This window comes from Pseudomonas fragi, assembly GCF_900105835.1.
In the GTDB taxonomy this organism is placed as follows: domain Bacteria; phylum Pseudomonadota; class Gammaproteobacteria; order Pseudomonadales; family Pseudomonadaceae; genus Aquipseudomonas; species Aquipseudomonas fragi.
Window position 1 is genome coordinate 3,602,556 of sequence record NZ_LT629783.1, and the last position, 22,309, is coordinate 3,624,864.

Sequence of the window (22,309 nt, forward strand, 5' to 3'; positions counted from 1 at the left end):
TCTCAGGACCTGATCGATGACCACAGCCAATACCGCTAAGCCAATGGAAGGGTCGCGCAGTCGTTCGCAGATCATCGTGCTGTTTATCGCCCTGATCGTGTTCATCATGCTGTTGTTCGCCAACTTTGCGTACCTCAATACCCAGTCCAACTACGACAAGCAGTACATCAGCCATGCGGGCGAGTTGCGGGTGTTGTCCCAGCGCATTGCCAAGAACGCCACCGAAGCCGCTGCCGGCAAAGCCGCCGCATTCAAGTTGCTGATCGATGCGCGCAATGATTTCAGCCAGCGCTGGGGCTATCTGAAAAAAGGTGACCCGGCCACCGGCCTGCCTCCTGCGCCTGCGGCCGTACACAAGGAAATGCAGGCGGTGCAGCGTGACTGGGAGCTGCTGCTCAATAACGCCAACGCCATCCTGGCCAGTGAACAAACCGTGCTGTCGCTGCATCAGGTGGCCGCCACGCTGGCCGAGACCGTGCCGCAGTTGCAGGTTGAATACGAGAAAGTCGTCGAAATCCTGTTGCAGCGCGGCGCGCCAGCCAGCCAGGTGGCCCTGGCCCAGCGGCAGTCGTTGCTGGCCGAGCGTATTCTGGGGGCGGTCAATACGGTGCTGGCCGGCGACGAAAATGCCGCCCAGGCTGCAGGTGCCTTTGGGCGTGATGCCAACCGTTTCGGGCAAGTGCTCAACGGCATGCTTGAAGGCAATGAAGGGTTGCGTATTACCCAGGTTGAAGACAAGGATGCCCGCGCCCGCCTGCAGGAAATTTCCGAACTGTTTCAGTTTGTCTCCGGTTCCGTGGACGAAATCCTCGAAACCTCGCCGCAGCTGTTCCATGTGCGCGAAGCGGCGAACACCATTTTCAGCCTGTCGCAAACCTTGCTCGACGAAGCCTCGACCCTGGCCAATGGCTTTGAAAACCTCGCCAGCGGTCGCTCGCTGGACATTATCGGTGGCTACGTTCTGGGCTTGCTGGCCCTGGCATCGATTATCCTGATCGGCTTGGTGATGGTGCGCGAAACCAACCGCCAGTTGCGTGAAACGGCTGAAAAGAACGAAAGAAACCAGAATGCGATCATGCGCCTCCTCGACGAAATTGCCGACCTGGCCGACGGTGACCTGACCGTGACCGCCTCGGTGACCGAAGACTTTACCGGTGCCATTGCCGATTCGATCAATTATTCCATCGACCAACTGCGCGAACTGGTGGCCACCATCAACCTGACGGCAGGCCAGGTGGCCGCAGCGGTGCAGGAAACCCAGGCCACCGCCATGCAACTGGCCGAAGCGTCCGAGCATCAGGCCCAGCAAATCGCCGAGGCCTCGGGGGCGATCCAGGAAATGGCCCATTCAATCGATCAGGTGTCTGCCAACGCTTCCGAATCTTCGGCGGTGGCCGAGCGCTCCGTGGCGATTGCCAACAAAGGCAATGAAGTGGTGCACAACACCATCCACGGCATGGACAACATTCGCGACCAGATCCAGGACACCGCCAAGCGGATCAAACGTTTGGGCGAGTCTTCCCAGGAAATCGGCGATATTGTCAGCCTGATTGATGATATTGCCGACCAGACCAATATTCTGGCACTCAACGCCGCCATCCAGGCATCGATGGCCGGTGATGCCGGACGCGGCTTTGCCGTGGTAGCCGACGAAGTACAGCGCCTGGCTGAGCGCTCGTCTGCGGCGACCCGGCAAATCGAGACGCTGGTGCGGGCCATTCAGGCGGATACCAACGAAGCGGTGATTTCCATGGAACAAACCACCACTGAAGTGGTGCGCGGTGCCCGCTTGGCCCATGACGCCGGGGTCGCGCTGGAAGAGATCGAAGGCGTGTCGCAAAACCTGGCGGATCTGATTCAAAGCATCTCCAACGCGGCACAAAAGCAGACCACTTCGGCGGCGCAGATTTCCCTGACCATGAATGTCATTCAGCAAATCACCAATCAGACCTCGTCCGGTTCCACGGCGACGGCCGAAAGCATTGGCAACCTGGCCAAAATGGCCAGCCAATTGAGGCGCTCGGTGTCCGGCTTCACGCTGCCTGCTCCGTCCAAAGACCATGAGCCACAGTAATGCGCTGCAATTCTGACTGGAGTCGTTATGGTTGACCGGCACGACTATGTGGCCCTTGAGTGGGTTAAAGGCGAAATTGCCCACACCCTGAAGCAGGCCCGCGCGGCGCTGGAGACCTATGCGCTGCAACCGGCGGCGGCGCCACTGGAACAATGCCTGGCCTGCATTCATCAGGTGCATGGCAGCTTGCTGATGGTCGAGTTCTACGGCGCGGCCTTGCTGGCCGAAGAGATGGAGCAACTGGTGATTGCCCTGCAGCAAGGCCGCGTCAGCCAGGTTGATGAAGCCCTGCGCCTGTTGCAACAAGCCTTCAGCCAATTGCCGCTGTATCTGGACCGCGTCCACAGTGCCCGGCGCGACTGGCCTCTGGTGGTGTTGCCGCTGCTCAACGATTTGCGCAGCGCCCGTGGCCAGGCCTTGTTGTCGGAAACCAGCCTGTTCAGCCCGCCCTTGCAGGAGGTGCCCGCCCTGGATGCAGAGGCCCTGGCCCGTTTGCAGCCTGAAGATTTGCCGCGCGAATTGCGTGCGCTGCGCCATAGCCTGCAGGCCGCATTCCTGGGCTTGCGCCGTGGCGAAGCGGTGCAGGCCAACCTGGAAATCATGGCGGGGGTGTTCGCCAATCTTCAAGGCCTGTGCCAGGGCTCGCCGCTCAATGCCCTGTGGAAAATTGCCGCTGCGCTGGTCGACGGCATGCTCAAAGGCCGGGTGCCCAATAGCCCGGCCCTGCGCAGCCTGCTGAAAAAGTCTGACAGGGAGCTCAAGCGCCTGCTGGCACAGGGCATCGAGGCCATCAATCAGCCAGCCCCCGAAGAACTGCTGACCAGCCTGCTGTTTTATATTGCCAAGGCCGAGCACCCGACCACGAAAATGCTCGCGTTGAAAAATCACTACGAGCTGGACCAGGCCATGCCCGATGCGGCGATGGTCGATGAGGAGCGGGCGCGCCTGGCCGGCCCTGACCGCGACGCCATGCGCTCGGTGGTGGCCGCGTTGTGCGAAGAGCTGGTACGGGTCAAGGAGCGCCTCGACCTGTTTGTGCGCAGTGACCGTCTGCATGTCTCGGAGCTGAGCAGCCTGATGGCGCCGCTGCGCCAGATTGCCGACACCCTGGCTGTGCTGGGGTTCGGGCAACCGCGTAAAGTCATCATCGATCAACTGGCGGTGCTGCAAAGCCTGGCCCAGGGCCAGCGCGAACCCACCGATGCGGTGTTGATGGATGTGGCTTCGGCCTTGCTGTATGTCGAAGCCACCCTGGCGGGCATGGTCGGCAGTGTCGAGCCTTCGCAGCGCGAAGAAAGCCGTTTGCCCACCACCGACCTGATGCAGATTCACCAATTGGTGATCAAGGAAGCGCGCATCAGTCTTGAAGAAGTCAAAGACCTGATCGGCGATTACCTGGCGGCTGACCACGACCGCCAGCACCTGCAGCCCGTGCCCGCGCTGTTGACGCAAATCCGCGGTGCGTTGGCGATGATCCCCCTCAATCGCGCGGCCAGCTTGCTGCAAGCCTGCAATCAATATGTGAACGAGTGTTTGTTGCAAGGCCCCGGCCAGCCCGCGGATGAACAGCTTGATCACCTGGCCGATGCACTGGTCAGCATCGAATATTACCTGGAACGTCTGGCCCAGGACCCTGGCGCTTCGAGCGAACAGGTGCTGGATCGGGCCGAAAACAGCCTGGCCGAGTTGGGCTATGCGCCAGCGGTAAACCCCGTGGCGTTGCCCGATGACAGCCCCGGGCACCCAACGCAACGGCTGATGCCGGACCGGCAGGCACAAAGCCTGGCCGATGCCCTGGCCAGCCCGCTGTCGGCGCTCAACCCGCCGGCGCAACACATGCCTGCCAGTTTGCTGCCACCGCCGGTAGATGAGGCGCCGTTGGACGAAGAACTGCTGGAAGTGTTTCTCGAAGAAACGGATGAAGTCCTGATCACCCTGCACGACTGCCTGCCGCAATGGGCTGCCAACCCGGCGGACAGTGCTGCGCTGGCCGAGTTGCGGCGTGGCTTTCATACCCTCAAGGGCAGCGGGCGCATGGTGCGTGCGCTGGTGCTGGCGGAGCTGGCGTGGGCGGTCGAAAACCTGCTTAACCGGGTGATCGAGCGCAGCGTGGCAGCGTCTGCGCAGATCTTCCAGCTGCTTGAAGACGTGCTGGTCATGCTGCCTGAGTTGATTCAGGCGTTTGCCGAGCAAAGCCAACGCCAGCGCGAAGACGTCGACCAACTGGCCGCACGCGCCCAGCGCCTGGCCAAAGGCGAGCCGCAACCGCTGCTGATCGCCCAGGACTCCAGCAGTTTCGACCCCCAGTTGCTGGATATCTTTCGCCAGGAAGCACAAAGCCACCTGGAGCGCCTCGACCGCTTTCTGGCCCAGGCCCGGGTACATAGGCCATTGCACGCCAGTGACGATTTGCAGCTGGCCATGCATACCCTCAAAGGCAGCGCACATATGGCGGGCGTGGTGCCGATGGCCGAGCTGGCCGCGCCGCTGGACCACCTGGTGCGTGAATACAAGGCGCACACCCTGGCCCTGGGCGCGGAAGAAATTGACCTGCTGCAGGAGGCTGGCACTTTGCTGCATGCGGGGCTCAATCAACTGGACAGCGATCCGCTGGCCGAGATACAGGGCGCGCGGTCACTGATCGAACGCACCGAGCAGTTGATCGCCAGCCGCCTGGATACCTTGCTCAACAGCCCTGCGAGCAGTTGGGTGGCCAAGCGCGACCCGCAGCGCACGGCCGAGTTTCTGGGCGAAAGCATGGACATCCTGTTCGATGCCCAGGAGCTGCTGAAAACCTGGCACCAGAACCCCCATGAGCGCGATGGCCTGGACACCCTGCTGGACCAGCTGACCACGCTGGGCGAGTCTGCCCACCTGCTCGACTTGCAGCCGATGGATGCGCTGTGCGAAGCCTTGCTGGACCTTTATGGCGCGGTTGAAGAAAGCAGCCTGGCGCCCAGCGAGCGGTTTTTCGAGGCGGCCGATGACGCCCATGAAGCGCTGATCAACATGCTCGACCAGTTGGCCGCGGGGCAGGAGATCACCCCACAGCCGCAATTGGTCCAGACCCTGCACGCACTCCTGCACGAGGGGCTGGCGCCCGATGCCACGGGGCTGATTCGCCGTGATGGCGGGCAGGCGACCGAGCTGGGCGCGGCCACCGAGCAATTGGGGGGCGGCCAGGATGAGGACTTCGACGAGGAAATCGTCGAGATTTTCCTCGAAGAGGCGGTGGATATTCTCGAGAGTGCCGCGCAGGCCCTGCAGCGCTGGCTCAGTGCGCCCGACAGCCTGGCATCACTGTCGTCCCTGCAGCGTGACTTGCACACCCTCAAGGGTGGTGCGCGCATGGCCGGCATCGAGCCGATAGCCGAATTGGCCCATGAGCTTGAACACTTGTACGAAGGCCTGCTGGACCGGCGCCTGAGTGACAGCCCGGCACTGGCTCGCCTGCTGGAGCGCAGCCACGAACAGCTGGCGCTGATGCTTGAAAAACTGCTGCACAAGCAAGCGTTGAGCGAGCCCTATGAACTGATCGAAGCCATTCGCGGCTTTCGTTTGTACAGTGCAGCACTGCCAGCGCCCGGCAGTGTTGCCCCGCAAGCGCCACCGAGCAATGAAGATCCGCAGTTGCAGGACATCTTCCTCGATGAGGCCTTCGATATTCTCGAAAGTTCGGGTGCGGCCCTGGCACGCTGGCAAGCCGAGCCGCAGAACCATCTTGAAGTGGAAAACCTGCTGCGCGACCTGCACACCCTCAAAGGCGGAGCGCGGATGGTGGAAGTCGCCGCGATTGGCGATTTTGCCCACGAACTTGAAACCCTTTTTGAAGATATTTCGATAGGCACCATCACCCCCAGCGATGAGCTGTTTGTGTTGTTGCAGCGCTGCCACGACCAGCTGGCGCAGATGTTTGACGCACTGCGTAGTGGCCAGTCGCTGCCTTCGCCTTCGGTGCTGATCGAGAAGATCCGCCAGATTGAGCGCAACGCCCGGCAGGCACCCGCCGCCCCGGTCAAGCCAGAGCCCGCACCGGCGCCGCTGCCCGAAGGTGAGCGCACCGGGCTGGACACCCTCAAGGTGCCGGCCGAGCTGCTGGAAGACCTGGTCAACCTGGCGGGCGAAGCCTCGATCATTCGTGGGCGCGTGGAGCAGCAGGTCAACGACGGTCAGGTCGCCCTCAACGAAATGCAGACCACCCTTGAGCGCATGCAGGACCAACTGCGGCGCCTCGACAGCGAAACCCAGGGCCGCCTGTACAACCGTGCACACACCGAAGCCGATGGCGTGGCTTACGACGAATTTGACCCGCTGGAAATGGACCGCCATTCCCTGCTGCAGCAACTGTCCCGCGCCCTGTTTGAGTCGGCCTCCGACTTGCTCGACCTCAAGGCCACCCTGACGGCACGCTACCAGGACGCCCACGGCCTGCTGCAAAAGCAGGCGCGGGTGAACACGCAACTGCAAGAGGGCCTGATGGGCACGCGCATGGTGCCATTCGAGCGGGTATTGCCGCGCCTCAAGCGCGTGGTGCGCCAGGTGGCGAGCGAGCTGGGCAAACAGGTTGAATTCAGCGTGATCAATGCCGAGGCCGAAATCGATCGCAACGTGCTGGAGCGCATGGTCGCACCCCTGGAACATATGCTGCGCAACGCCGTCGACCACGGCCTGGAACCCGCCGACGTGCGCCATGCCAGCGGCAAGCCGGAGCAGGGGCTAATCAGCCTGGAGCTGTCTTACGAGGGTGGCGACGTGGTCTTTGACATGCACGACGATGGTGCTGGCGTGCCGCTGGAAGCCGTGCGCCGCAAAGCCATCCTGCGGGGCTTGCTGGACCCCGAAGTGAGCATCAGCGACCGTGAGGTGTTGCAGTTCATCCTGCAGCCGGGGTTCTCCACCGCCGAAAAAATCACCCAGATCTCCGGGCGTGGCGTCGGCATGGACGTGGTACACGAAGAAGTGCGGCAGTTGGGCGGCAGCATGACCATCGACTCGGTGGCCGGGCAGGGCGTGCATTTTCAGATTCGCCTGCCGTTCAGCGTATCGCTCAACCGGGCCTTGATGGTGCAGTGCGCAGACGAGCAATACGCCATTGCCCTGGACACCGTTGAAGGCATCGTGCGTGTCATGCCCAACGAACTGGAGGGCTACTACCAGCTCAACCCGCCGCTGTATCACTACGGCGGGCAAACCTACGAACTGCGCTACCTGGGCGAGCTGCTGCAAACCGTGGGCAAACCCAAGCTGGTGGGCGAAAGCCATTCGCTGCCGGTGCTGCTGGTGCATTGCCAGGACCAGCGCGTAGCGTTGCAGGTGGATGCGCTGGCGGGTTCGCGGGAGATTGTGGTCAAGAGCCTCGGCCCGCAGTTTACCGGGGTGCAGGGCCTGTCGGGCGCGACCATTTTGGGCGACGGGCGAGTGGTGCTGATTCTTGATCTGCTGGCCTATATCCGCGCCCATCAGGCGCGCCAGCCGTTGCAGCGGGCGCATCATGAAGCCGTCGGCGCACTGGAATTCACCCCGGCCGTGCGTCCGCCGCTGGTGCTGGTGGTGGACGACTCGGTCACCGTGCGCAAAGTCACCAGCCGCCTGCTCGAACGCAACGGCATGAACGTCATCACGGTCAAGGACGGGGTCGACGCCATGAGCGTACTGGAAGAACACATCCCGGACCTGATGCTGCTGGACATCGAAATGCCGCGCATGGACGGCTTTGAAGTGGCCACCCGCGTGCGCAACGACCCGCGCCTCAAGGACCTGCCGATCATCATGATTACCTCGCGCACCGGGCAAAAACACCAGAACCGGGCGATGGCCATTGGCGTCAACGATTACCTGGGCAAGCCGTATCAAGAGTCGGTGCTGCTGGAGCGCATCGCCTACTGGAGCAACTTCCATGCTTGACCATCGCGTGGGCAGCCTGACCGCCCTGTTGCTGCCCCTGGCCGACCGTTACCTGCTGCTGCCCAACGTCGCCATCGCCGAACTGATCGGCTGGCAGCGCGGCGAACCCAGCAGCGACTCCCCGCCCTGGCACCTGCGCCAGATCACCTGGCGCGACCACCAACTGCCGCTGATCAGCTTTGAAGCCGCATGCGGCGGGCCGCTGGTGATCGGTGAACGGGCGCGGATCGTGATCCTAAACACCCTGGGCGGTGACCCGGATTTCAAATTCATGGCGATGGTGGTTCAGGGCATCCCGCGTTCCTACAAAGTCGACAGCCAACTGAGCTTCGTCGACGTACCGCTGAACCCGCTGGAGCGAGCGGCGGTGCAAGTGGGCGATCATGTGGCGAAAATCCCGGACTTACTGGCGCTGGAAAGGCTGGTGCGGGGCAGCGCGGATTAAGCAGCACTTGTGGGAGCGGGCTTGCTCGCGATGCAGGCGATGCGGTCAGTCAGTTAAACCGCGGTGCTGCTACCGCGAGCAAGCCCGCTCCCACAGCGGTGGTGCAGGTTGCCCTGCTCGACCAACGCCGCATTGCCCTTTAACTTCGCAACCCTGACCCTTATCTCGTAACCATGTGACACAGTCGCACTCTCGGCTTTTGAGGATTTTGCACATGTATCACGGGGAGAAACTCAACGCCTGGACCCACCTGGTGGGTGCCGTGGCGGCAGCAGTGGGCAGTATCTGGTTGTTGGTAATGGCCTGCCTCGATGGCAGCCCGCAGAAGATTGTCAGTGTGGCCATCTATGGGGTCACGCTGGTGTTGCTGTACAGCGTGTCGACCGTGTACCACAGCGTGCGCGGGCGCTCGAAGGTGATCATGCAGAAGTTCGATCACCTCTCCATTTACCTGTTGATCGCCGGCAGTTACACGCCGTTTTGCCTGGTCACGCTGCACGGGCCCTGGGGCTGGTCGTTGTTCGGGATCGTCTGGGGCATGGCGGTGATCGGCATGCTGCAGGAGATCAAGCCACGTTCCGAAACCCGCATCCTGTCCATCGTGATTTATGCCGTGATGGGCTGGATTGTGCTGGTGGCGGTCAAGCCGTTGCTGGCGGCGCTGGGCACCGCCGGCTTTATCTGGCTGGCCACCGGCGGGGTGATGTACACCGTGGGGATCATCTTTTTTGCCCTCGATCACCGTCTGCGCCATGCCCACGGCATCTGGCACCTGTTCGTGATAGCCGGCAGCCTGCTGCATTTTGTGGCCATCGCGCATTATGTGATCTGACTCAGGGCAACTGCGCCTCGGGCTTGGGCTTTTGGGTGTCGCTGCGGATCTGCGCGTGGCTGATCAGGGCAAAGATAAAACTGCCACCGATGATATTGCCGGCCAGGGTAGGGCCGGCAAAGATCAGCCAGAAGTCCTTCCAGGGCAACTCGCCAGCAAACACCAGATACGACACCTCGGCCGTACCGACCACGATATGGGTGAAGTCACCCAGGGCCATCAGGTAGGTGATAAGGATGATGATCCACATCTTGGCGCTTTCCATGGACGGGATCATCCACACCATCGTGGCAATCATCCAGCCCGAGATGATGCCCTTGGCGAACATCTGGCTGGCGTCGTTTTCCATGACCTTGCGGCCGATCTCCAGGAAGGCCTTGTCGGTCTGCGTGTCGAAAATCGGCAAATGCAGCATCACATAAGCCACCAGCAGGGTGCCCATCAGGTTGCCCACCAGCACCACCGTCCAGAGCCGCAGCAGGCGCCCGACGTTCTTGAGCGTGGGTTTGCTCATGATTGGCAGCACGGCGGTCAGGGTATTTTCGGTAAACAGCTGCTGACGGGACAGGATGACCGCCAGAAAACCCGCGCAGTAGCCGAAGCTGGCGATAACCTTGAAGCCTTCAGCGCTGGGCAGGCGCGAATTGAGCAAGCCCATAGCCATCAGCGACAGGCCCATCGTCAGCCCGGCGGCCAGTGCCGACCAGAACAGCGCGGCGATGCTGCGTTCCAGTTCCTGATCGCCCTGCTGGCGGATGATTTCGTGCAGCACCGCGGCGCGCGGTGGCTGGTTCTTGATGACATCGTGCTCTTCTTCAGCCGACAGGTTGGGGGTCTTGCCTGATTTTTGAGTGTCCATAAGGCTCCAGAACCGTTGGCGTGTGCATGTACGACACGCATGGACTGTAGCTGTTCACTATGGAACTCGTAGCAGCTGCCGGAGGCTGCGTTCGATTGCGAAGCGATCGCAGAACCTGAACGCACGGATTTTCAGTAAAACCGCGCCATATGATTTGCGACGGCTTCGTCGGAGTGCCGCATCACGCGAACGCAGCCTCGTTCCTTCGGCAGCTGCTACGGGAGCCCGGCATCAAGCCTGGCTGTCATCCTGGAACTGGTCCTTGACGTATTTGATCTCGGTACGCCCGTGCGGCGCCGGCAGGCCGTCTTCGCCCAGGTTGACGAAGACCATCTTGTCCACGGTCAGGATGCTTTTGCGGGTGATCTTGTTGCGCACTTCGCAGGTCAGGGTGATCGAGGTGCGGCCGAACTCGGTGGCGGTGATGCCCAGTTCGATGATGTCGCCCTGGCGCGAAGCACTGACAAAGTTGATTTCGGAGATGTACTTGGTCACCACACGCTGGTTGCCCAATTGAACGATGGCGTAAATCGCCGCTTCTTCGTCGATCCAGCGCAACAGGCTGCCACCAAAGAGGGTGCCGTTGGGGTTGAGGTCTTCGGGTTTAACCCATTTGCGGGTGTGAAAATTCATATTCGCTCCTGACCGTCGTGACTTGGATGCCGACCATGATGTCAGACACCGGCACTCAGCTCTATTGAGCTTCGACTATGGTCTCGATTAAGCAAATCAAAATGCCGCGGATAAACCCTTGGGAACATCGGCGCGGATGGCTATAATCACCCCCGCTTCAAAACGGTCATATTTACCCAGTACCGTTCCCGCCACCTGTCCGAGGGGCGCTGCAGCAGGTTCAACCTGTCAGGCTCGGATGGGGCGTTGTTTGTTCAGGGCTCCCTGTTCAGGCACTAAACGCACAACGGCGCCCATTCGCGATTAAACGAATGGAGGCTCTTGATGAGCGCTGTAAACACGCCTGCAGGTTTTAACGACTTTAAAGTCGCCGATATGTCCCTCGCCCAATGGGGCCGTCGCGAAACCTTTATCGCCGAGTCCGAAATGCCGGCCCTGATGGGTCTGCGCCGCCGTTATGCCGCAGAACAACCGCTCAAGGGCGCGAAGATTCTGGGCTGCATCCACATGACCATCCAGACTGCCGTACTGATCGAAACCCTGGTTGCCCTGGGTGCCGAAGTGCGTTGGTCGTCGTGCAACATCTTCTCGACCCAGGACCAGGCCGCTGCCGCTATCGCTGCTGCCGGTATCCCGGTGTTCGCCTGGAAAGGCGAAACTGAAGAAGAGTACGAGTGGTGCCTGGAGCAAACCATCCTTAAAGATGGCGAGCCATGGGATGCCAACATGATCCTCGACGACGGCGGCGACCTGACCGAGCTGCTGCACAAGAAATACCCGGCCATGCTGAAAAAGATCCACGGCGTGACTGAAGAAACCACCACCGGTGTTCACCGTCTGCTGGACATGCTGGCCAAAGGCGAGCTGATGATCCCTGCGATCAACGTGAACGACTCGGTAACCAAAAGCAAAAACGACAACAAGTACGGCTGCCGTCATAGCCTGAACGATGCCATCAAGCGTGGTACTGACCACCTGCTGTCCGGCAAGCAAGCACTGGTTATCGGCTACGGTGACGTGGGCAAGGGTTCGGCCCAGTCCCTGCGTCAGGAAGGCATGATCGTTAAAGTGTCCGAAGTTGACCCGATCTGCGCCATGCAAGCGTGCATGGACGGTTTTGAAGTGGTTTCGCCGTTTATCAACGGCCAGAACGACGGCACCGCTGCCAGCATCGACGCTGCCTTGCTGGGCAAGATCGACCTGATCGTGACCACCACCGGTAACGTCAACGTGTGCGACAAGAACATGCTGGCTGCGCTGAAAAAACGCGCGGTAGTGTGCAACATCGGTCACTTCGACAACGAAATCGACACTGCTTTCATGCGCAAGAACTGGGCATGGGAAGAAGTGAAGCCACAGGTTCACAAGGTTCACCGTACTGGCCTGGGCGAATTCGACCCACAGAACGACGACTACCTGATCCTGCTGGCCGAAGGCCGTCTGGTTAACCTGGGCAACGCCACAGGTCACCCAAGCCGCATCATGGACGGTTCGTTCGCCAACCAGGTACTGGCGCAGATCTTCCTGTTCGCGCAGAAATACGCTGACCTGCCGGCCGAGCTGCAAGCCGAGCGTCTGACCGTAGAAGTCCTGCCGAAGAAACTCGACGAAGAAGTAGCCCTGGAAATGGTTCGCGGCTTCGGCGGCGTGGTCACCCAACTGACCAAGCAACAGGCTGACTACATCGGCGTTACCGTCGAAGGCCCGTTCAAGCCAGAAACCTACCGTTACTGATTAAGAAAGGCGGTCAGGCTTGCACTGACCGCCTTTTTTTTGTGTGTGAGTTCAGCGTCAGGGGTTAGTACTGACCCCCTTCGCGTACGCAAGGGTATTCCCATGTCTCAAGACCGTCGTTTCAGCTTCGAGTTCTTCCCGACCAAGACCGATGCTGGACATGAAAAGCTGATGAACACGGCTCGCCAACTGGCGACCTACAACCCCGATTTTTTCTCCTGCACCTACGGTGCCGGTGGCTCGACCCGCGACCGCACGATCAATACCGTGCTGCAGCTGGAGAGCGAAGTAAAAGTACCTGCGGCTCCGCACCTGTCGTGCGTGGGTGACAGCAAGGCTGATTTGCGCGGCCTGCTGGCCCAGTACAAGGCCGCGGGCATCAAGCGCATCGTTGCGCTGCGTGGCGACCTGCCTTCGGGCATGGGCATGGCCAGCGGCGAACTGCGCTATGCCAATGACCTGGTGAGCTTCATTCGTGAAGAAACCGCCGACCACTTCCATATCGAAGTGGCTGCGTACCCGGAAATGCACCCGCAAGCGCGCAACTTCGAAGACGATATCAACAACTTCGTGCGCAAGGCCCATGCTGGCGCTGACAGTGCGATCACCCAGTACTTCTTCAACGCCGACAGCTACTTCCGTTTTGTCGAGCGCGTAGAAGCAGCCGGTGTGATGATCCCTATCGTGCCCGGCATCATGCCGATCACCAACTACAGCAAGCTGGCGCGTTTTTCTGATGCGTGTGGCGCTGAAATTCCGCGCTGGATCCGCAAGCAACTTGAAGCCTACGGCGACGATACGCAGAGCATCCAGGCGTTTGGTGAGCAGGTCATCAGCGAAATGTGCGAGCGCCTGCTCGACGGCGGCGCCCCGGGGTTGCACTTCTACACCCTGAACCAGGCTGATCCGAGCCTGGCGATCTGGAACAACCTCAAGCTGCCACGCTGATCTGCCTTTGTGGGAGCGGGCTTGCCCGCGATGGCATCGCTGCGGTCTGTCAAGGAATCGCGTCGCCTGCATCGCGAGCAAGCCCGCTCCCACAAGGCTTACCGCTCCTGGAGTTGTACATCACCTCCATTAGCCGTTGGGCAGCATGAAATCGGCGCGCCGTGATTGCTCTGTTATACTCCGGGTTTTCCGCCAGGCTTACGCCCGGCCGCTCGTCCTTGTACAAGCCACTCAACCCCGCTACTGCGCAGCTCTTGCCCGCGCGAGCGGTGCGAATGAGCCTTGTGGACTGGAGCAGGACCGGACGGGATTGCGTCATCTTAAACGCCATTCACGCCAGGCAAGACTATCCCTTTGGGCCAAGCCCTAACTAGAACAGGATTTCTCATGTCCTTTGCTTCCCTCGGTCTCTCCGAGGCTTTAGTCCGCGCCATTGAAGCTGCGGGCTATACCGAGCCTACTCCGGTGCAACAGCGGGCCATTCCCGCCGTGTTGCAAGGTCGCGACCTGATGGTTGCGGCTCAGACAGGTACTGGTAAAACCGGCGGCTTCGCTCTTCCGATCCTGGAAAAGCTGTTTCCCAATGGCCACCCGGACAAATCCCAGCGCCACGGCCCACGCCAACCACGCGTGCTGGTCCTGACGCCTACCCGCGAACTCGCCGCCCAGGTGCACGAGAGCTTCAAGCTCTATGCCCGCGACTTGAAGTTCGTCAGTGCCTGCGTTTTCGGCGGTGTGGGTACCAACCCGCAGGTTCAGGCCCTGGCCCGCGGTGTTGACGTACTGGTTGCCTGCCCGGGTCGTTTGCTCGACCTGGCCGGCCAAGGCAGCGTTGACCTGTCCCACGTTGAAATTCTGGTGCTCGACGAAGCCGACCGGATGCTCGACATGGGCTTCGTCCATGACGTGAAAAAAGTCCTCGCCCGTCTGCCGTCCAAGCGTCAGAACCTGCTGTTTTCGGCGACGTTCTCCAAGGACATCACCGATCTGGCCGGCAAGCTGCTGCGCAACCCGGAGCGCATCGAAGTCACGCCGCCGAACACCACGGTCGAGCGTATCGAGCAACGGGTATTCCGCCTGCCTGCCACGCACAAGCGTGCCTTGTTGGCGCACTTGATCACCGCTGGCGCCTGGGAACAGGTTCTGGTGTTCACGCGTACCAAGCACGGCGCAAACCGCCTGGCCGAGTACCTGGACAAGCACGGCCTCAGCGCTGTGGCCATCCACGGTAACAAGAGCCAGAACGCACGGACCAAGGCCCTGGCTGACTTTAAAGCCGGTTCCGTACGCATCCTGGTAGCCACCGATATCGCCGCTCGCGGCCTGGATATCGACCAGTTGCCACACGTGGTCAACTTCGAGCTGCCAAACGTCGACGAAGACTACGTTCACCGTATCGGCCGTACTGGCCGTGCCGGTCGTTCGGGCGAAGCGATCTCGCTGGTGGCTCCGGACGAAGAGAAACTGCTGAAAAGCATCGAGCGCATGACCAAGCAGAAAATCGCCGATGGCGACCTGATGGGTTTTGACGCCAGCAGCGTTGAGGCCGAGAAGCCTGAAGTGCGCGAGCGTCCGGATGTGCGTAACCCGCGCAACCCGCCGCGCGGCCCGCGTGGTGATGGCCCGGGTAATGGCGGCGGCGGTGGCCGCAAGGACAAGGGCAAGGAAAAGAGCAAAGAGAAGCCGGCAGCTGCTCGCAGCGAGCGTCCAGCTCGTGAGCAAAAGCCACGCGAAGCTCAGCCTGCCCGTGAACAGCGTCAGCCAACCCCTCGTGCCGACGCCAACCGCGCGCCGGACGAGTTCCGGGATGACGATGTGGATAACTTTGGTAACCGCGCTGATTACGTCAGCCCGTACCAGAACAAGAACAACCAGAGCCGTGGCCGTCGCCCGGGCGCGCCGGCACAGGGTACAGGCACTGGCGCTGCGCCAGCTGGTCGTACCGGTGGTCGTCAGAACGGTCCGCGTACCGGCAGCGGCGCCAGCACTGGCACTCCGCCTGCCAAGCGCAGCGGTCCACGCAGTGGCGCTCCGCGTGACGGCCAGGCCCGTCGCGAAAACCGCCCGGCCCGTGACGATGCCCGTCAAGAGCCCGCGGTAAAAGGCCCACGCGAGAACCAGCCAAAGATCATGCACAAAGAGTCGAAAAGCGATCGCTTCCCGACGCCTGAGCAGCTCGATCAACTGCCGAACCGTCCTCGTGGCGAGAAGCCAGCGCTGCTGACCCGCAACCGCTAAAAATTGTGGGAGCGGGCTTGCTCGCGATTCAGGCACCTCGGGTTAACGGCTACACCGAGGCGATCCAATCGCGAGCAAGCCCGCTCCTACGACAGCACACAAAAAAACGCCCCGGCTTTCACAAGCCGGGGCGTTTTTTTTAGCCGTATAAAAGCGCTATTACTTGGCTTTCACGCCTTCCAGCGAGATATCCAGGCTCAGAGTCTGGTCCTTGCTTGGGGACTTGATGCCGAAATCCTGCAGGTTGATGGTGGTGGTCGCGTTGAAACCAGCACGCTCGCCGCCCCACGGATCCTTGCCTTCACCGTTGAACGTTGCCTTGAAGGTTACAGGCTTGGTCACACCGTGCAGGGTCAGGTCGCCTGTCACGTCAGCTGTATTTTCGCCAGTCGGCACAACCTTGGTCGACTTGAAGGTTGCTTCCGGGTACTTGCTCACGTCCAGGAAATCTTTGCTGGCGATGTGCTTGTCACGTTCGGCGTGGTTGGAAAACAGGCTGGCGGTTTTCAGGGTCACGTCAATCTTGCTGTCGGCAGGTTTGGCTGCATCCCACGAGAAAGTGCCGCTCCAGTCCTTGAAAGTACCGTGAATGAAGCTGAAGCCCAGGTGGCTGACTTTCCAGTCGATAAAGGCGTGCTGGCCTTCCTTGTCGATGGTGTAGTCAGCAGCCATGGCCTGACCTGCGGTCAGCATTGCAGTACCGAGAGCCAGCGCAGCGAGGGTCTTTTTCAACATGCGTTCTATTCCTTTTGAGTTGAGGTTGAGCATCAGGCTTTGCGCCCCAGCATACGAGTCAGGGTCGCATCACGATCAATAAAGTGGTGTTTCAAAGCAACCAGACCATGAAGCCCTGCAAAAATTACCACGGCCCATGCCAGGTACAGATGCACGACACCCGCCACATCGGCCTGGTCAGGCAGGTTGGAAATCAGTGCAGGCACTTCAAACAGACCGAAAACCGGGATGCCCACGCCTTCAGAGGTGGAAATCAGGTAACCGGCGATCATCACGGCAAACAAACCCAGATACAAAAAACCATGCCCGAGTTTGGCACCGATTCGTGTTGCCCGGCTGTAACTGGCCAGTGCCGGTGGTGCCGGGCTGAACCAGATCCATACAACGCGTAGCAGCATTACAGCGAATAGCGTCAGACCAATGCTTTTATGCAGGTCAGGCGCTTCTTTGCGCCAAGGGCTGTAGTAGTCCAGACCGACCATCCACAAACCCAGTGCGAACAACCCGAACACCGCCAACGCAACAGACCAGTGCATGAAGATGCTGACGGCACCATAGCGAGAAGAAGAGTTACGTAGCTGCATGACCAACATCCTGTAGGAACTTGGGCCTAAGACTAATGGTTTACCTATCGATTGAAAGCTCATTTTTTTGCTGCAAGCTATCGATAAATACGATCTGAAGCCTGAGAGTCAAACGTTAAGCAAACGTTAACAATATTTGTGTTGCCTGTGGGTGCCCAAGGCCGTCTTTGAATACGGAGTAAACGTAATAGGTTGTTACACGCCTGCGCATTGCATAGGCTTGCATTCTTGTTTGCCCGCACACGCCGGGAGCCAGCGCCAGGAGAGTGGAAATGGGCCTGAATAACCAGTGGATGCAACGCGACCTTGCCGTGTTGTGGCATCCCTGCACCCAAATGAAAGATCACGAACAACTGCCCTTGATCCCGATCAAGCGCGGCGAAGGCGTGTGGCTGGAAGACTTTGAAGGCAAGCGCTACCTCGATGCCGTGAGTTCCTGGTGGGTCAACGTGTTTGGCCACTGCAACTCGCGGATCAACCAGCGCATCAAGGATCAGGTCGATCAGTTGGAACATGTGATCCTTGCAGGTTTCAGCCACCAGCCGGTGATCGAGCTGTCCGAGCGCCTGGTCAAGATGACACCTGAAGGCCTGACCCGTTGCTTCTATGCCGATAACGGTTCGTCGTGCATCGAAGTCGCGCTGAAGATGAGCTTTCACTACTGGCTCAACCGCGAGCAGCCGAACAAAAAACGCTTCGTGACCCTGACCAACAGCTACCACGGCGAAACCATGGCCGCGATGGCGGTGGGCGATGTGCCGCTGTTCACCGAGACTTACAAGGCGTTGCTGCTCGACACCATCAAGGTGCCGAGCCCCGACTGCTACCTGCGCCCTGAGGGCGTGAGCTGGGAAGCGCATTCGCGCACGATGTTTTTGGCGATGGAACAGACGCTCGCCGAAAATCACGACACGGTGGCTGCGGTGATCGTCGAGCCGCTGATCCAGGGCGCGGGCGGCATGCGCATGTACCACCCGGTGTACCTCACGCTGCTGCGTGAGGCCTGTGACCGTTACGGCGTGCACTTGATCCTCGATGAAATCGCCGTGGGCTTTGGCCGCACCGGCACTATGTTCGCCTGCGAGCAGGCGGGCATCACGCCGGACTTCCTGTGCCTGTCCAAGGCCCTGACCGGTGGCTATTTGCCGTTGGCGGCCTGCATGACCACGGACGAGGTGTACAGCGCGTTCTACGACGACTACCCGACCTTGCGCGCCTTCCTGCATTCCCACAGCTACACGGGCAATCCGCTGGCTTGTGCAGCTGCATTGGCCACGCTGGATATTTTCGAAGAAGACAACGTCATCGAAAACAACAAGGCCTTGGCTCAACGCATGGCGAGTGCGACGGCGCACCTGGCAGACCATGCCCATGTCTCGGAAGTGCGTCAGACCGGTATGGTGCTGGCCATTGAAATGGTTCAGGACAAGGCCAGCAAAACCGCCTACCCGTGGCAGGAACGCCGCGGGCTGAAAGTCTTCCAGCACGCCCTGGAACGCGGTGCGCTGTTGCGTCCGCTGGGCAGCGTGGTGTATTTCTTGCCGCCATACGTGATCACCCCCGAGCAGATCGACTTTTTGGCCGAAGTGGCCAGTGAAGGGATCGACATCGCGACCCGCAGCGACATCAGCGTGGCCGTGCCGTCGAACTTTCACCCGGACTTCCGCGATCCGGGTTAAACCGGGCCGTACTGTATCTCCTGTGGGAGCGGGCTTGCTCGCGATGCAGGCTGCGCGGTGTGTTTGAATCACCGCGTAGATACAATCGCGAGCAAGCCCGCTCCCACATTAGCACCCGAATTTTCAGAGAATTTAAATGAGATTGTCCCGCTTCTTTATCGACGCCCCCTTGAGTCTCGGTGAGCACGAACTGCCTGAAGCCCAGGCCCACTACATTGGCCGCGTGCTGCGCATGGCCGAGGGCGATGCCCTGCAAGTGTTCGACGGCTCGGGTCAGGAATTTCTGGGGCGTTTGCTGGAAGTCGGCAAAAAACGCGTGCGTGTGCTGCTCGACGAAACCTTTGCCGGGCAAGTCGAGTCGCCCCTGGCCATCCACCTCGGTCAGGGCCTGTCCCGTGGCGAGCGCATGGACTGGGCGATTCAGAAGGCCACCGAGCTGGGTGTGACTGAAATCACCCCGATCATGAGCGAGCGCTGCGAAGTGCGGCTCAAGGACGAACGCGCCGACAAGCGCCTGGCCCACTGGCGGCAAGTGGCGATCAGCGCCTGTGAGCAATGCGGTCGCTCGCGGGTGCCGGTGATCCATCCGCCGGTGCTACTCGGCGACTGGATCAAAACCACCGAAGCCGACCTCAAGCTGGTACTGCACCCGGTATCAGAACCCTTGGCCAGCCACGCCAAGCCTGCGCGCCTGGCGTTCCTGATCGGCCCCGAAGGCGGTCTGACCGACAACGAAATCGATCAGGCCCAGGCCGCCGGCTACCAGCCTGCACGCCTTGGCCCACGGGTGCTGCGCACTGAAACCGCACCGGTGGTAGCCCTGGCCGTGGCGCAGCAGTTGTGGGGTGACTTTTAAGTCAGCCTTAGCCCTTTTTTTATTTTTGTGGGAGCGGGCTTGCTCGCGATTGGATCGACGCGGTTATCCAGACAAACCGCGGCGGCTGCATCGCGAGCAAGCCCGCTCCCACAAAGGCGTGGCCTTCACTCTCGTAAAGCATCCGAGAAGATTTCGCGCCCTTGCACCTTTCAGCTTCACACCTACTCCACCGGGTCACTGACCGGTGTGGCGATGATCTGCTTCAGCTCGGCGGTCATCGGGAACTCCAGGTTCAGGCCATTGGGCGGGATAGGTTGTTCGAACCAGCGCTGGTAAATGCCGGTGATTTCCCCGGACTGATACAGGTCGGCCAGGGTCTTGTTGACCACGGCCAGGAACTGCGGGTCGTCCTTGCGCACCATGCAGCTGTAGATTTCCCGGGATTGCTCATCCCCTACGACTACCCATTTGTGCGGATCACGGGCTTTGGCCCGCTCGCCGTAGAGCAGCGCATCGTCCATATAGAACGCCACGGCGCGGCCGGTTTCGAGCATCTTGAAGGCTTCACCATGATCTTTGGCGCTGATCACGTTCATGCCCATTTTGTGGTCGGCGCTGTAGCTTTTGATAAAGCGCTCGTTGGTGGTGCCCGCTGTTGTCACCACGTTTTTGTCGCGCAAATCATCGAAGCCCTTGATGCCGCTGTCCTTGGCGGTCAGCAGTTGGCCTTTGACGTAAATAAAGCCATAGGAAAATGCCACCTGCTTTTGCCGTTCGGCGGTCACGCCGGTTGAGCCGCATTCCAGGTCGACCGTGCCGTTCTGCACCAGCGGGATGCGGGTTTGCGAGGTTACCAGATTGTATTTGATCTTCAGCGGCTTGCCGCCGACTTGCTGCTGGATGCGCTCGACAATCTTGTTGGCCAGTTCCACCGAATAGCCCATGGGCTTGCCGCTGTTATCGCCGACATAGGAGAACGGCACTGACGCATCGCGATAACCCAGGGTAATACTTCCCGAGTCGGCAATTTTTTTCAGCGTGCCCTGCAGCGGGGCTTCGTTGGCGTGCACGGTATGGCTGATCAACAGGCCCAGAGTACAACCGATCAAGGTCAGTTTTTTCATTGTTGTTTTCCCCTCACTCAGGTTAATGACGAACTGCAATCACGCTGATTTCCACCAATACCTCGGCCCGCGCCAGCTCCGCCTGCAGGGTGGTGCGGGTGGGTGCCTTGCCTGCCGACAGCCAGGCTGACCACACGGCATTCATCGCCGCAAAGTCGCGCTGGATGTTTTGCAGGTAAATGGTGGCGTTAACGATGTGGTCTTTGTCGCTGCCAGTTTCGGCCAGCAGGGCGTCGATCTTGCTCAGCACTTCTTGTGTCTGTGCGGTAATGTCCTCGCTTTGCGTGGGCACCTGTCCGGACAGGAATACCAGGGCTTCAAACGTTGCGGCGGCGCTCAAACGGTCATTGCTGTTGATGCGTTGAATGGTCATCGGGCTTTCCTTCTGGACGGGCTGGCGCACTCAGGCGGCCAGGCCTTGCATGTCAATGGAGGTTTTGCGTTGTGCAATCAGCTCGCTGAGCAAGCGCCCGCTGCCACAGGCCAGGGTAAAGCCCAGGGCGCCGTGGCCCAGGTTGAGCCACAGGTTGCGATAACCGCTGGCACCCAGGATGGGCACGCCGCTGGGGGTTGCAGGGCGCATGCCAGCCCATTCGATCGCGGTTTGATAGTTGCCCGCTTCCGGGAAAGTACTGCTGGCCAGTTGGCGCATTTGCGCCAGGCGCCTGGGGTCCGGCGCGGGGTCGAAGCCGACGATGTCGACCATAGCGGCGATGCGCAGTTGTTCGCCGATACGCGCATAGACAATTTTGCGGTCGTAGTCGGTGATGCTCACATGTGGTGCTTTTTGCGGGTCGGTCAGGGCCAACGTGAGGCTGTAACCCTTGAGCGGGTACAACGGCAAGTGCAGCCCCGGCAGGCGCAGGGCCGGGCTGTTGTGCCCGGCGGCGAGCACCAGTTGGTCCACGGGCAGAACCTCGTTGCCCATTTCTACTGCCTCTACGGCACCGTTGGCGTGACGAAGGCGGGTAACGGTTTTACCCAGCATAAAGGTGCAACGGCCACTGGCCTGCAAGCGGGCGGCCAGTTGCTGACAGAACGCATGGCAATCCCCGACTTCTTCGCTGGGGGTGTAGATACCGCCGACAAATGCCGAGCCTTGCAGGCCGGGTTCCAGGCTGGCGCACTCGCCGGCAGTCAGCGCCTGTTGAAATGAGCTGTGGATAACTTTTTTGCGGGCCTTTTCAAAGTTGCCGCGTTCACGGAACGCCACCAGTTTGCCGTTGCGCTGCCAGGCGAAATCGCCCAGCTGATCTTCTTCGCGCCATTGTTGCAGCGTGGCCTGGCTGAGTAACGCCAGGCGCAGCAAATGTGCTCCATTACGCTGGTTCACCGAGCCACGGCAGGCAGCAACAAACGAGGCGAGCCAGCGCCATTGCGCCGGGTCCATGCGTGGGCGCAGCTTGAGGGGCGAGTCACCGCGCAACATCCAGCCCATCGCTTGCCACGGCACGCCGGCATCGGCCAGCGGTGCTACATAGCGGTAGGAAAGTTGGCCGCCATTGGCGAAGCTGGTCTGGCTGCCCAGGGTCGGCCGGGCCTCGATAAGCGTCACTTCAAAGCCGTCGCGCACCAGGGCATACGCTGTGGCCAGCCCGATGACGCCCCCGCCGATGATGCAAACTCGCTGTGCCATGTCAGTCCTTAACCCTTGTTGTTCGGGCTTCAGAGTAGGGGCAGGTGACAGGCGGCGAACAATGAAT

The 22,309-nt window shown here is 60.6% G+C and carries 16 protein-coding genes and 1 riboswitch; of the genes, 9 read left to right on the forward strand and 7 right to left on the reverse strand.

The genetic code is table 11. The annotated features are described in order from the left end of the window. Positions 1-16: 16 nt before the first annotated feature. From BLU25_RS16515 to trhA, 4 genes are all read left to right on the forward strand, one after another. Entirely contained in the window at positions 17-2,074 is a 2,058-nt protein-coding gene (locus tag BLU25_RS16515; RefSeq protein WP_016782523.1) for a methyl-accepting chemotaxis protein, read from the forward strand. Between the two features lie 27 nt (positions 2,075-2,101). Next, a complete protein-coding gene (locus BLU25_RS16520) occupies positions 2,102-7,978 on the forward strand; it encodes an Hpt domain-containing protein (protein ID WP_083369738.1) in 5,877 nt (1,958 codons plus the stop codon). Next, positions 7,971-8,423 carry a chemotaxis protein CheW gene (locus BLU25_RS16525; RefSeq protein WP_016782521.1) on the forward strand — a complete coding sequence of 151 codons (453 nt, stop codon included), beginning with the start codon at positions 7,971-7,973 and terminating at the stop codon, positions 8,421-8,423. Before BLU25_RS16520 ends, BLU25_RS16525 begins: the two co-directional genes overlap by 8 nt. 214 nt (positions 8,424-8,637) lie before the next feature. Continuing rightward, positions 8,638-9,255, forward strand: a complete 618-nt coding sequence (trhA, locus tag BLU25_RS16530) for a PAQR family membrane homeostasis protein TrhA (RefSeq protein WP_016782520.1) — start codon at positions 8,638-8,640, stop codon at positions 9,253-9,255. Position 9,256: 1 nt separating this feature from the next. On the opposite strand, the gene BLU25_RS16535 is transcribed toward trhA, so the two are convergent. Beyond that, the gene (locus tag BLU25_RS16535) at positions 9,257-10,114 is read right to left on the reverse strand and encodes a formate/nitrite transporter family protein (RefSeq protein ID WP_016782519.1); all 858 of its coding nucleotides are present in this window, start codon (positions 10,112-10,114) and stop codon (positions 9,257-9,259) included. A gap of 231 nt (positions 10,115-10,345) precedes the next feature. Continuing rightward, on the reverse strand, positions 10,346-10,747 hold the full coding sequence (locus BLU25_RS16540; RefSeq protein WP_016782518.1) for an acyl-CoA thioesterase: 402 nt from the start codon (positions 10,745-10,747) through the stop codon (positions 10,346-10,348). Positions 10,748-10,942: 195 nt separating this feature from the next. Then, positions 10,943-11,049: riboswitch (S-adenosyl-L-homocysteine riboswitch) on the forward strand. A 22-nt stretch (positions 11,050-11,071) separates the two neighbouring features. On the opposite strand from BLU25_RS16540, the gene ahcY reads away from it, so the two are divergent. The 3 genes from ahcY (at position 11,072) to BLU25_RS16560 (ending at position 15,667) form a co-directional block, all read left to right on the forward strand. Continuing rightward, on the forward strand, positions 11,072-12,481 hold the full coding sequence (gene ahcY / locus BLU25_RS16545; RefSeq protein WP_016782517.1) for an adenosylhomocysteinase: 1,410 nt from the start codon (positions 11,072-11,074) through the stop codon (positions 12,479-12,481). A 102-nt stretch (positions 12,482-12,583) separates the two neighbouring features. Continuing rightward, on the forward strand, positions 12,584-13,429 hold the full coding sequence (gene metF, locus BLU25_RS16550) for a methylenetetrahydrofolate reductase [NAD(P)H] (protein ID WP_016782516.1): 846 nt from the start codon (positions 12,584-12,586) through the stop codon (positions 13,427-13,429). A 387-nt stretch (positions 13,430-13,816) separates the two neighbouring features. Then, positions 13,817-15,667 (forward strand): DEAD/DEAH box helicase, encoded by a 1,851-nt coding sequence (locus BLU25_RS16560; protein ID WP_016782514.1) that lies wholly within the window; start codon positions 13,817-13,819, stop codon positions 15,665-15,667. Between the two features lie 159 nt (positions 15,668-15,826). On the opposite strand, the gene BLU25_RS16565 is transcribed toward BLU25_RS16560, so the two are convergent. Both BLU25_RS16565 and BLU25_RS16570 read right to left on the reverse strand, forming a co-directional pair. Beyond that, complete coding sequence (locus BLU25_RS16565) at positions 15,827-16,402, reverse strand: YceI family protein (protein WP_016782513.1); 576 nt, start codon at positions 16,400-16,402, stop codon at positions 15,827-15,829. 32 nt (positions 16,403-16,434) lie between these two features. After that, a complete protein-coding gene (locus BLU25_RS16570) occupies positions 16,435-16,986 on the reverse strand; it encodes a cytochrome b (RefSeq protein WP_016782512.1) in 552 nt (183 codons plus the stop codon). A 272-nt stretch (positions 16,987-17,258) separates the two neighbouring features. On the opposite strand from BLU25_RS16570, the gene BLU25_RS16575 reads away from it, so the two are divergent. Then, the gene (locus BLU25_RS16575; RefSeq protein ID WP_016782511.1) at positions 17,259-18,665 is read left to right on the forward strand and encodes an adenosylmethionine--8-amino-7-oxononanoate transaminase; all 1,407 of its coding nucleotides are present in this window, start codon (positions 17,259-17,261) and stop codon (positions 18,663-18,665) included. 136 nt (positions 18,666-18,801) lie between these two features. Beyond that, entirely contained in the window at positions 18,802-19,521 is a 720-nt protein-coding gene (locus BLU25_RS16580) for a 16S rRNA (uracil(1498)-N(3))-methyltransferase (protein WP_016782510.1), read from the forward strand. Positions 19,522-19,703: 182 nt separating this feature from the next. Here BLU25_RS16580 and BLU25_RS16590 read toward each other — a convergent pair whose 3' ends face one another. From BLU25_RS16590 to BLU25_RS16600, 3 genes are read right to left on the reverse strand one after another with little or no spacing between them, the layout of a single operon-like run. Continuing rightward, positions 19,704-20,606, reverse strand: a complete 903-nt coding sequence (locus BLU25_RS16590) for a transporter substrate-binding domain-containing protein (protein WP_016782509.1) — start codon at positions 20,604-20,606, stop codon at positions 19,704-19,706. A 22-nt stretch (positions 20,607-20,628) separates the two neighbouring features. Continuing rightward, on the reverse strand, positions 20,629-20,979 hold the full coding sequence (locus tag BLU25_RS16595; protein ID WP_016782508.1) for a RidA family protein: 351 nt from the start codon (positions 20,977-20,979) through the stop codon (positions 20,629-20,631). Positions 20,980-21,009: 30 nt separating this feature from the next. Further along, positions 21,010-22,242: a D-amino acid dehydrogenase gene (locus tag BLU25_RS16600; protein ID WP_016782507.1), complete on the reverse strand. Its 1,233-nt coding sequence runs from the start codon at positions 22,240-22,242 to the stop codon at positions 21,010-21,012. Positions 22,243-22,309 lie beyond the last annotated feature (67 nt).

Excerpts from the sequence above, each read along its gene's own strand:
- BLU25_RS16515 (WP_016782523.1), top strand. The coding sequence starts at position 17 with ATGACCACAGCCAATACCGCTAAGCCAATGGAAGGGTCGCGCAGTCGT.
- BLU25_RS16520 (WP_083369738.1), top strand. The coding sequence starts at position 2,102 with ATGGTTGACCGGCACGACTATGTGGCCCTTGAGTGGGTTAAAGGCGAA.
- BLU25_RS16525 (WP_016782521.1), top strand. The coding sequence starts at position 7,971 with ATGCTTGACCATCGCGTGGGCAGCCTGACCGCCCTGTTGCTGCCCCTG.
- trhA (WP_016782520.1), top strand. The coding sequence starts at position 8,638 with ATGTATCACGGGGAGAAACTCAACGCCTGGACCCACCTGGTGGGTGCC.
- BLU25_RS16535 (WP_016782519.1), bottom strand. The coding sequence starts at position 10,114 with ATGGACACTCAAAAATCAGGCAAGACCCCCAACCTGTCGGCTGAAGAA.
- BLU25_RS16540 (WP_016782518.1), bottom strand. The coding sequence starts at position 10,747 with ATGAATTTTCACACCCGCAAATGGGTTAAACCCGAAGACCTCAACCCC.
- ahcY (WP_016782517.1), top strand. The coding sequence starts at position 11,072 with ATGAGCGCTGTAAACACGCCTGCAGGTTTTAACGACTTTAAAGTCGCC.
- metF (WP_016782516.1), top strand. The coding sequence starts at position 12,584 with ATGTCTCAAGACCGTCGTTTCAGCTTCGAGTTCTTCCCGACCAAGACC.
- BLU25_RS16560 (WP_016782514.1), top strand. The coding sequence starts at position 13,817 with ATGTCCTTTGCTTCCCTCGGTCTCTCCGAGGCTTTAGTCCGCGCCATT.
- BLU25_RS16565 (WP_016782513.1), bottom strand. The coding sequence starts at position 16,402 with ATGTTGAAAAAGACCCTCGCTGCGCTGGCTCTCGGTACTGCAATGCTG.
- BLU25_RS16570 (WP_016782512.1), bottom strand. The coding sequence starts at position 16,986 with ATGCAGCTACGTAACTCTTCTTCTCGCTATGGTGCCGTCAGCATCTTC.
- BLU25_RS16575 (WP_016782511.1), top strand. The coding sequence starts at position 17,259 with ATGGGCCTGAATAACCAGTGGATGCAACGCGACCTTGCCGTGTTGTGG.
- BLU25_RS16580 (WP_016782510.1), top strand. The coding sequence starts at position 18,802 with ATGAGATTGTCCCGCTTCTTTATCGACGCCCCCTTGAGTCTCGGTGAG.
- BLU25_RS16590 (WP_016782509.1), bottom strand. The coding sequence starts at position 20,606 with ATGAAAAAACTGACCTTGATCGGTTGTACTCTGGGCCTGTTGATCAGC.
- BLU25_RS16595 (WP_016782508.1), bottom strand. The coding sequence starts at position 20,979 with ATGACCATTCAACGCATCAACAGCAATGACCGTTTGAGCGCCGCCGCA.
- BLU25_RS16600 (WP_016782507.1), bottom strand. The coding sequence starts at position 22,242 with ATGGCACAGCGAGTTTGCATCATCGGCGGGGGCGTCATCGGGCTGGCC.